The following is a 9,758-nucleotide window of genomic DNA, read 5'->3' as shown; positions in this document are numbered from 1 at the left end:
CGCCGGGCCGCCGCGCGGGCCCCGCGCGCGCCCGCCCCCCCCCCCGCCCCGCGCCCCCCGCCCCCCCCCCCCCCCCCCCCCCCCCCCCCCCCCCCCCCCCCCCCCCCCCCCCCCCCCCCCCCCCCCCCGCCCGGGGGACGCCAGATATTGACAGTTACCCTCTTTTGACAGCTACTCTCAATTTCATGGCTACTGTCATTACGCCCGATCCTCGCCGCTGGTGGGCCCTGACGGCCCTGGTCGCGAGCATGCTCACGCTCGGCTTCGACATGACGATCCTCAACGTCGCGCTGCCCACCATGGCCGAGGAACTCGGCGCGAGCACCGGTGAGCAACAGTGGATGGCGGACGCGTACGTCGTCGTCTTCGCCGCACTGATGCTCCCGGCCGGGCTGCTCGGAGACCGGTTCGGGCGGCGGCTGATGCTGGTCACCGGACTCGGGATCTTCCTGGCCGGCTCGGTCATGGGGGCCCTGGCCCCCGACGTGACCTGGGTCGTCGCCGCCCGGGCCGTGATGGGCGTCGGCGGCGCCCTGGTCATGCCGCTCGCGCTGTCCGTGCTGCCCGCGCTGTTCGGGCCGGACGAGCGCTCCAAGGCGATCGGCGTCATGTCGGCCGCCTCCGCGCTGGGCATGCCGCTCGGCCCGGTCCTGGGCGGCTGGCTGCTCGACCACTTCTGGTGGGGCTCCGTCTTCCTGATCAACGTCCCGATGGTCGCCATCGGCCTCGCGGCCTGCCTGCTCCTGCTCCCCGAGACGCGCGACCCGTCCTCCCCCAAGGTCGACATCATCGCCACGGCCCTGACGGCGACCGGTCTCGGCACCCTGGTCTGCGCCATCATCGAGGCGCCCACCCGCGGCTGGGGCGACCCCCTGGTGGCCGGGCTCCTCACCGGAGCCGCCGTCCTGCTCGCCGGGCTGGTGCTGCGCGAGCGGCGGGCGGCACGGCCCATGCTCGACATGGAACTCCTCGGCCACCGCGGCTTCCTCGTGAACGCCCTCACGGCGACTCTGGTCACCTTCGTCCTGGCGGGCCTGCTGTTCCTGCTGCCGCCCTACCTCCAGACCGTCCTCGGCCACGACGCCCTCGGCACCGGGCTGCGGCTGCTGCCGATGATGGGCGGCCTGATGGTCGCGGCGCGCGGCGCCCAGCCGGTCGTCGCGCGGTTCGGCCCCCGCGCGGTGATCACCTGCGGTCTGGTGGTTCTGGCGTTCGCCGCGTTACTCGGCAGCCGTACGTCGCCCGACTCCGGCTACGGCTTCACCGCGCTGTGGCTGACCGTCACCGGTCTCGGCTTCGGCTTCGCGGTGGTCCCGGCGATCGACGGGGCGCTGGCGGCGCTGCCCGCCGACCGGGCAGGCAGCGGATCGGGGCTCCTGATGACCCTGCGCCAGGTCGGCGGCGCGATCGGCATCGCCCTGCTCGGCAGCCTGCTCGCGGGCGTCTACCGCGACCGCCTCGACGTCACCGGACTGCCCGCCCGGGCCGCCGGCACCGCCGAGGAGTCTGTGGTGGCCGCGCACCTCGTCGCCGAGCACACCGGCGCGGCCGGCCTGGCAACCTCCGCGAACAGTGCCTACGTCCACGGCATGGGCGTCGTGCTGCTCGTGTGCGGTGTCGCGGCCCTGCTCGCCGCGCTGCTCGCCGGGACGTTCCTGCCCGGCACCCGGACCGCCCCGGACGTCGGGCACGGCACCCCGACCATGGCCGGGCCCGAGGCCGATGCCCGACAATGACCTTCATGACGGCCCCACGCACCACCCCCGCCGACCGGCCCCCGCTGGGACTCCGGGAGCGGAAGAAGATCAAGACCCGCCAGGCCATCCGCACCGCGACGTACGCGCTGATCGAGGAGCAGGGCTACGACGCCACGACGATCGAGCAGATCGCGGACCGCGCCGAGGTGTCGCCGTCGACCGTCTTCCGGTACTTCCCGGCCAAGGAGGACATCGTCGTCACCGACGAGTGGGACCCGGTGATCATGGCGGAGTTGCGGGCCCGGCCGCAGGACGAGTCGTGGGCGGACGTCCTGCGGCACGTGATGCGCACGGCGCTCGACCTGAGCCTCGCCGAGGAGCCCGAGGTGATGCGGCTGCGGACCCGGCTCGGGGTCGAGGTACCGGCCGTGCGCGCCCGCATGATGGAGAGCATGGCGGTGACCGGCCGGCTGCTCCGCGAGGCCCTCGCCGAACGCTCCGGGCTCGATCCCGACAGCCTGGAGCTACGGGTCTTCGCCATGTCGGTGATGGGCGGGCTGATGGAGGTCTCCCAGTACTGGGCGGAAACCGGCCACCGGGACGACATCCGGGACCTCGTCGACCGCGCCCTGGACGTCCTGGAGCTCGGCCTGCCGAGGGCGAAACCCTGAGGCCGGTGCCCGTCGCCGTGGCATCCTGACCTGGTGAACGGTCCCGAGATCCACGTCGAGTTCGCCCCCGAGCTGCATGTGTTCGTCCCCCGGGCCCGCCGGGACGGCACCGTGCGGGCCGCCACCGACGGCGCCGCCGGGCTCGGCCATGTCATCGAGTCGCTGGGCGTGCCGCTGACCGAGGTCGGCGCACTGCTCGTCGACGGCCGCGAGGTGCCCGTCTCGCACGTCCCGGCGGCCGGGGAGTCCGTGACCGTACGGACCGTCGCGCGCCCCCAGCGGGTTCCGGGCGCTCCCCTGCGCTTCCTTCTCGACGTGCATCTCGGCACGCTGGCCCGCCGGCTGCGGCTGCTCGGCGTGGACACGGCCTACGAGTCGACCGACATCGGCGACCCGGCGCTGGCCACTCGTTCGGCGGCGGAGCGGCGGGTCATGCTGAGCCGCGACCGGGGGCTGCTGCGGCGGCGCGAGCTGTGGGCGGGGGCGTTCGTGTACAGCACCCGCCCGGAGGAGCAGCTGCGGGACGTACTGGACCGGTTCGCGCCCGAGTTGCTTCCCTGGACGCGGTGCACCGCCTGCAACGGGCTGCTCCACCAGGCTTCCAAGGAGGAGGTCGCGGACCAGTTGCAGCAGGGCACGCACCGGTCGTACGACGTGTTCGCGCGGTGCTCGGCGTGCGGCCGGGCGTACTGGAAGGGCGCGCACCACGAGCAGCTGGAAGCCATCGTGGCGCGCGCCCTGGCGGAGTCCCGCAGCCGGGGCTAGGGGAAGCCGCCTCAGGGGTCCTTTCAAGGACCCCTAACCCCGCTTCACGTCACCCTTGCCGCAGGCGATGCCGTCCCTGTCGCGGTCCAGGCCCAGCGGGTCGTCCTTGCCGTTGACCTTCAGGCGGCCGTAGTCGTGCGCCTTGAGCCACTCGCAGCGTGCCGCCGCGGTCCTCTTCACCTCCGCCGGGAAGTCCGTCGGAACGCAGACGTTGATCGAGCCGTAGTGGCGGTCGCAGCCGGAGACCGTCGGGCCGACCTTCTGCGACGTGCGCTTCTTGCCGGGCTTCACGACCTTGCCCTCGGGCGCGTCCGCGAAGTCGTGGACGTGGGCCGAGGCGTCCGTCGCCTTGAGGGCCTGCGGGCCCTGGAGGTGCACCCACTTGGCCACCGACGGCACCCCGTTCGCGTCGACCGCGAAGAGCATGTACCAGCCGGGCGGGGCCAGATTGGGGTTGCTCGTCACGTTCAGGTCGACGTTGTCGCCGTCGACGGACAGCGGCAGGTCCACGAACCGCTGGTTCGGGTCCGAGGAGTGCGTGACGGCGGCCGGGCGGATCAGCTGGGCCTTGGCCACGGGCCGGTCGACGGTGATCCGCTGGGTGTCGCCGTAGTTCCACTCGGTGTCGATGACGGAGGTGATCTGCGGGCGCGGACCCTTGAACAGGTAGGGCGGGCTGTAGACCGACACGTCGTGGTTCCACGTGCCGTTGCCCGGGTTGTCGCCGGTGGTCATCACGCGGCCGTCGGGCAGCAGGAACGCCGAGGAGTGGTAACCGCGTGCCTCGGGGTCGACGGCCACCGGGTCGAAGGTCTCCGACGCCGGGTCGAAGATCGACGTCTCGTAGACCGGGTTGGCGCGGTTGTGCAGCGCGCCGCCCGTCTCCAGGACCTTGCCGTCGGGCAGGAGCACCGCGGAGACGTACATCTTGCCCTGGTTCCCGGTCTGCGGGACGGGCCCGTTGCCGAGGTCGACCGTGCCCTGCGGGATCGGCGGCCCGGCCACGTAGGACGGATTGGGCTGCTTGAGGTCGATGATGTCGGTCAGGCGGTTCGCCTCCGGGTTGGAGTCGATGTTGCCGCCGCCGAGGGTGAGGACCTTCTGGTCCTGCGCCGGGGGCAGCAGCACGCTGGCCGACTGGTCGCGCTCGTCCTTGTCGCGCAGGCCCGGCACCTGGGTGGTGGTGTTGGCGCCGTAGTCGTAGATCGCCGAGCCGGTGCCGGGGATGTTGTTGCCGAAGACATGGCTGCCCGAGTAGAAGAGGCGGCCGTCCTGCATCAGGATCATCGACGGGTACAGGCCCCAGTACGACCAGGTCTGGTTGACCTTCCACAACGGCTGCCACTGCTGCTCGGCCTCGGAGAACAGCTCGGCGGTGACCGAGCCGGTGGAGTCCTCGCGCAGGCCGCCGAAGGAGATGACGTCGCCGTTGCCGAGGATCGTCGCCGACGGGTACCAGTGGCCGTCGTTCATGTCGTTGGTCTTGGAGTAGGTCTCGGTCTCCGGGTCGAAGACGTAGCTGTCCTTGTAGCCCTGGTAGCCGACGCGGCCGTCCGCCGTCGGGTAGCCCTTGTTGCCGGACATCACCAGCACCCGGCCGTCCTGGAGCTGGACGTGGCCGGCGCAGAACATGTCCTTCGGCGTGGGGATGACCTTGTAGGAGCCGTTCGCCGGGTCGTACACCGCCGAGGTGAAGGTGCCGGCCTCGAACATCGACTCGTCGTTGCCGGAGCCCGCGATCAGCAGCACCTTGCCGTTGTGCAGGACGACGGAGTGCATGGAGCGCACCGGGTTCTGCGTGGGCAGCACGTCCCACTCGCCGTTCGCGCACTGCTCGGCGGTGCCGGTGCACTCCGGGGGCAGGACCGGGTCGGGGACCTGGTCCATGGTGTAGTCGTCGGTGGTGGCGGAGCCGGTGCCGTAGACGGAGACGCCCCAGGAGATGCGGTCGGTGCCGGCCGGGACCTCGGGCGTGCGGACCGTCGCCTCGGTCCAGTCGCCGGCCAGGTCCAGCGTCTTGAGGTCGGTCCAGTACTGCCAGCCGGCCGTGGGGTCGTGCCGGAACAGGGTGATCGCGGCGTCCGGGGTCGTCGTCTTGTACCAGAGGCCGAGGTCGTACTGCTTGCCCGGCGTCACCACCGGCGCGCACGCGGCGGACTCGGTGATCAGCGCCTTGCGGTCGCCCTCCACGCGCCGGGTCAGCTCGACCTTCATGGCCTTGGAACCGGTGTGCGCGTCGGCCGTGGTGGTGAAGGAGAAGTCGTTGTCGCCCCAGCCGGACTTCTCCCAGCAGTACGGCATGTCGCCGGTGCCGGCGGTCTCGAACCCGGGGTTCTTGATGAGGTTGGCGGCGGAGGCGGACTGGGGTGCGGTCAGGAGCAGGCTCGAGGTGAGGCCCGCCACGGACAGGAGTGCGGTCGTTCTGCGACGAAGTTTCACGCGGCTCTCCTCGCGGTGCGGCTTTCGCTCCCGGGCTTCTCACCGGTCCGGCGCGGCAGGTAGACCAGCGCTTCGGTGGCCGCGAAGCGCAGGACGAACGTCGTCACCAGCGCGAGCGCGGTGGCCGACAGCACGCCCAGGTCGAGCTGGTGCACGAACAGGGCGATCAGCGGGATGCGCAGCACCAGATCGGCGTTGGCGAGCAGTGCGAACCGTCCCGCCCGGTCCCACCAGCGCCGGTGCCGGCGCCGCTCGCGGAACAGCAGGTGCTCGATGAGCACGAAGTTCCAGGCGACGCCGAGCTGGTTGGCGAGGATCTCCGCCGGTACGTAGTGCAGGCCGGCGCCGGTCAGCGCCCACAGGCCCAGCAGGTTCGGCACGAAGCCGGTCAGCCCGATCAGGCCGAAGCCGACCATGCGCGCGACCGGCGAGGCGGCGCGCAGCCCGGCCAGGTGGCGCAGGAAGCGGAAGCCTTCCTGCGCGGTGGACTTGGACTCCCCGGCGAACCGGTCCTGGAAGACGAACGGCACCTCGGAGACCGTGCGGGGGCGGCTGCGGACGGCGAGTTCGAGGAGGATCTTGTAGCCGAGCGGCTGGAGGACCTCGGCCGTGACCGCGCTGCGGCGGATCGCGAAGAAGCCGCTCATCGGGTCGCTGATGCCGTGCAGCCGGCGCGGGAACAGCGCCTTGGTCAGCCAGGTGGCCCCGCGCGAGACGGCCACGCGGTAGCTGCCCGCGAGTCCGGCCCGGCTGCCGCCCTTGATGTACCGGGAGGCGACGACCAGCCCGGCGTTGGCCCGCTCGCCGGTGGCGACCAGGTCGGGCACGAGGGCCGGCGGGTGCTGGCAGTCGCCGTCCATGACGACGATCCAGTCGGAGGTGGCCGCCTTCATCCCCTCGACGACCGCGCCGCCGAGCCCGCCCACCGGCTCCTGGCGGTGCAGCACGGTCACCGGGAACGGGCAGTCCCGCGCCGCCTTCTCGATGACGTCGGGCGTGTCGTCGGTGGAGTCGTCCACGAAGACGACCTCACAGGGCAGCCGGGCCGGGACGGCCGCGGTGATCTGGCGCAGCAACTGCCGTACGTTCGCCGACTCGTTGAACGTCGGTACGACGATGGTGACGGCGCCCGGTTCGGGGACCTCGGCGGTCTCGACGACCTCTCCGGGGGCGGTGGACTCCTGGCTCATCGCGCGCCTCCGGCGGTGGTCTGGATCTGGCGGATCTCGATGCGGTCGTCGCCGGTGCCGAAGGTGGCGACCGGGTCCGAGTGCTCCATGGCGGCCTTGACATTGGGCAGGTCGGCCGCATCCCGTCGCACGGTCGGCGAGGCGACGACGTAGTCGAGGTCCTTCCAGCCGCGCGGCATCGTCTTCGTCACCGCCGGGTCGAGGTCGGCCTTGTAGAACCAGATGACGCCGAGCCCGGGCCGGTAGCCCTGGTGCACCAGGTCCAGGAAGAGGGCGTCGTCCACCAGCACCCGGGTGCGCTCCGGGTGCTCGACCTCCGTGGCCAGCCACTTGGAGGCGGCCCTGTAGGGGGCGTTGGCGTCGGTGGTGACGGCCGTGTGCGCGCCGTCGTACCAGCGGGGCACGACGTAGGCGCCGGCGGCCAGGGCGAGCACGGCGGCGAGCGCGTACCGGCCCACACTGACGTAGCGTTTCTCCGCCTCGGAGCGCCAGCGGCTCAGCACCGCGTGGGCGACGGACGCGGTACCTCCGGCGAGGACCAGCCCGAGGAACGGCAGGGCCTGGATGACGTACATCGCGGGCAGGTAGCCGTTCGGGCGCAGGGCCAGCGCGGCGAAGATCGCCACGGCCAGGGCCGGTCCGGCCAGGGCCCGGGCGGTGACCGACCAGCGCCAGGTGAGGAGCAGGAGCAGGGCGCCCGCGAGACCGCCGAGGGGCAGGACCTTGTCGTAGTAGAGCCACGACTGGAGCACGCCCCAGGAGCCGGAGCCCTGGTCCAGGATGAAGCCCGAACCGGGTCTGGTCATCTGGTACTTGACGCCGTCCCAGAGGGAGACGTGCCCGGCGCCGGGCAGTAGCTCGCCCTTGAGCAGGGCGAACAGCGGGTACGAGAAGCCGATCAGGGCGCAGGCCGTGACGGCTCCGGTGATGGCGAACTTGCGGGTGTCCCGGTGGCTGTGGCGCCACATGGTGAGGAACAGGGCGGGCAGGACGACGAGCATCGTCTCCTTGGTGAGGACGGCCGTCGCGGCCGCGATGCCCGCGCCGAAGTGGTGCCACAGGTGGCGGTTCGGGGAGGCGGCCAGGGTGAAGGCCAGCAGCGTCCACATCACCGCGAGGTTGTCGAGGAAGATCTCCCGCTGGAGGACGACCGACAGCGGTGAGAGGCCGAAGAACACCATGCCGAGTGCTGCGGCCCAGCGGGGCAGGGCGAGGCGGCGGCCCAGCACGTAGACGAGGACCGCGCTGATGCCGCTGATCAGCAGCATCGCGGCGCGCATGGTGCCCACCGTCATCGACTCGGGGCTGATCAGCGCCGGGATCCAGGTCAGCACGGCGATCTGGATCCAGCCGAGCGGCGGATGGTCGTACCAGTAGGTGTAGTGGGCCAGGCCGTTGCCCTGCTGGACCGACCAGGCCTGGGCGAGATAGGTGCCCTCGTCGTCGCTGAGGGCCGGGTAGTCGCCGATGTTCCAGCCCTGCACGACGAGGATCGCCACGAGGAGGACACCGCACAGGAGCAGGTCCGACCGGGAGGAGCGCAGCCGGCTCGGCGGCTCGGGTCTGCGGTGCGTGCCGGTCCGGGGCGCAGGCCGGCGCTGCGCGGGGACCTTCGAAGCGGTCACCGCGGGAAGGGTGGAGGTCACGCGGGAACGTCCTCTCGGGTCACGGGAACGTCCTGACGGGGCGTGGCCGCGTCGAGATGCGCTCCGACATGGGTCGTCAGCTCCCAGTCGTTGCGCCCGCGCTGCTCACGCCACACGGCCCGCACGGCCGCCCCGGCGAGCAGGACCTGGTAGAAGGGGCCGCCCACGATCAGCTTCAGGTAGTGCCCGAAGCGGACGCGCAGCCCGTACTGCCTGCCGAAGTCGTGCAGTCCGACGATCTCGAAGACGAACGTGACCAGCGCGGTGACAGCCGGCAGGAAGGTGATGAAGGCGATGCCGACGGGCACGTCGAGGAACAGCGCGATCGCGACGTTCAGCGGGATGATGACGCCGGTGAAGGCCTGCATGAACGGCGTCATCAGGGTGTAGCGGGCGAGCAACCGCTGCCCGAGGGTGGGCAGTTGCTTCCAGTCCTTCTTCCGGTACACCTGCAGGAACCCCTGGTTCCAGCGGGTGCGCTGCTTCAGCAGGGACATCAGCGAGCCGGGGGTCTCCTCCCGGGTCACCATGTCGGAGTCGTAGGCGACGACGACCTTCTTGCCGACGCTGGACAGGCGTACTCCGAGGTCGCAGTCCTCGGCGAGGCAGTCCGGGTCCCAGCCGTCGGCTTCCCGGAGGACGTCCGTGCGGACGAAGACGGTGTTGCCGCCAAGCGGAATGAAACCTTTCTGCGCGTGCAGGTGGAGCCGCGAGCGGAACCAGAAGAAGTACTCCAGACAGTTGCGCAGGCTGTACCAGCTGGAGTGGAAGTTGATCAGCTGTACCCCGCCCTGCACGACGTCCGCGCCGGTGGTGCGGAAGGCGTGGTCGACGTGCGCGAGGAGCTCGGGGTGGACCTGGTCCTCCGCGTCGAACACGCCGACGACGTCGCCGCGGCAGTGCGGCAGCGCCGTGTTCATGGCCTTCGGCTTGTTCTTCTTCTCGTGGCGGTCGACGACGACCCGGACCCGTGGGTCACGCGCGGCGGCCCGCTCGGCCACCGCGGTGGTCTCCGGGTCGTCGTGCCCGACGATCACGATGATCTCGAAGTCGGTGTGGCCCGACTCCAGCAGCCGCTGGACCGTGTGGTCCAGCACCGCCTGTTCGTGCCGCGCGGGCAGCAGCAGCGAGAAGGAGACGTGCTCGTCCCCGTCCGGACTGCTGAACCGGGTGGAGGCGAGCACTTCCGGCGTGCGCCAGGCATGCATCTGCCACCACAGTGTGAACGCCGCCATCCAGAACAGGGCCAGTGAAACGGCAGCGATGAAGACAGACGTCAGCAAACAGATCCCCCCAGATCCCAGAGCCCCCGGTCGTGACGGTGTGCCGGTGCGGCCCCTCCCGTCACGT

Annotated in this window: 7 protein-coding genes; 3 read left to right on the top strand and 4 right to left on the bottom strand. The window is 71.3% G+C overall.

All coding sequences use genetic code 11. From position 1 onward, the window contains the following. Positions 1-185 precede the first annotated feature (185 nt). Genes ACFY9S_RS10770 through ACFY9S_RS10760 form a run of 3 tightly spaced genes read left to right on the top strand, consistent with a single transcriptional unit; the run spans position 186 to position 3,133 of the window. Positions 186-1,736: a DHA2 family efflux MFS transporter permease subunit gene (locus ACFY9S_RS10770; RefSeq protein ID WP_391125479.1), complete on the top strand. Its 1,551-nt coding sequence runs from the start codon at positions 186-188 to the stop codon at positions 1,734-1,736. Next, positions 1,733-2,368, top strand: coding sequence for a TetR family transcriptional regulator (locus ACFY9S_RS10765; protein WP_391125476.1), 636 nt, complete (start codon positions 1,733-1,735; stop codon positions 2,366-2,368). Before ACFY9S_RS10770 ends, ACFY9S_RS10765 begins: the two co-directional genes overlap by 4 nt. A gap of 33 nt (positions 2,369-2,401) precedes the next feature. After that, positions 2,402-3,133 carry a Mut7-C RNAse domain-containing protein gene (locus tag ACFY9S_RS10760; protein ID WP_391125473.1) on the top strand — a complete coding sequence of 244 codons (732 nt, stop codon included), beginning with the start codon at positions 2,402-2,404 and terminating at the stop codon, positions 3,131-3,133. Between the two features lie 33 nt (positions 3,134-3,166). On the opposite strand, the gene ACFY9S_RS10755 is transcribed toward ACFY9S_RS10760, so the two are convergent. From ACFY9S_RS10755 to ACFY9S_RS10740, 4 genes are read right to left on the bottom strand one after another with little or no spacing between them, the layout of a single operon-like run. Continuing rightward, the gene (locus ACFY9S_RS10755; protein ID WP_391125471.1) at positions 3,167-5,572 is read right to left on the bottom strand and encodes a galactose oxidase-like domain-containing protein; all 2,406 of its coding nucleotides are present in this window, start codon (positions 5,570-5,572) and stop codon (positions 3,167-3,169) included. Beyond that, complete coding sequence (locus tag ACFY9S_RS10750) at positions 5,569-6,762, bottom strand: glycosyltransferase (RefSeq protein WP_391125468.1); 1,194 nt, start codon at positions 6,760-6,762, stop codon at positions 5,569-5,571. Before ACFY9S_RS10750 ends, ACFY9S_RS10755 begins: the two co-directional genes overlap by 4 nt. Further along, a complete protein-coding gene (locus ACFY9S_RS10745) occupies positions 6,759-8,408 on the bottom strand; it encodes a phospholipid carrier-dependent glycosyltransferase (protein ID WP_391125465.1) in 1,650 nt (549 codons plus the stop codon). Before ACFY9S_RS10745 ends, ACFY9S_RS10750 begins: the two co-directional genes overlap by 4 nt. Further along, on the bottom strand, positions 8,405-9,691 hold the full coding sequence (locus ACFY9S_RS10740; RefSeq protein ID WP_391125462.1) for a glycosyltransferase: 1,287 nt from the start codon (positions 9,689-9,691) through the stop codon (positions 8,405-8,407). The genes ACFY9S_RS10745 and ACFY9S_RS10740 overlap by 4 nt, the downstream gene beginning before the upstream one ends. Between the last annotated feature and the right edge of the window lie 67 nt (positions 9,692-9,758).

Source organism: Streptomyces sp. NPDC012474 (genome assembly GCF_042955185.1).
Lineage (GTDB): Bacteria > Actinomycetota > Actinomycetes > Streptomycetales > Streptomycetaceae > Streptomyces > Streptomyces cahuitamycinicus.
The sequence above is the reverse complement of the archived record's forward strand: the minus strand, read 5'-3'. Positions and strand labels throughout refer to the sequence as shown.

What these genes read in the sequence shown, in the direction of transcription:
- ACFY9S_RS10770 (WP_391125479.1), top strand. Translation starts at nt 186, where the DNA reads ATGGCTACTGTCATTACGCCCGATCCTCGCCGCTGGTGGGCCCTGACG.
- ACFY9S_RS10765 (WP_391125476.1), top strand. Translation starts at nt 1,733, where the DNA reads ATGACCTTCATGACGGCCCCACGCACCACCCCCGCCGACCGGCCCCCG.
- ACFY9S_RS10750 (WP_391125468.1), bottom strand. Translation starts at nt 6,762, where the DNA reads ATGAGCCAGGAGTCCACCGCCCCCGGAGAGGTCGTCGAGACCGCCGAG.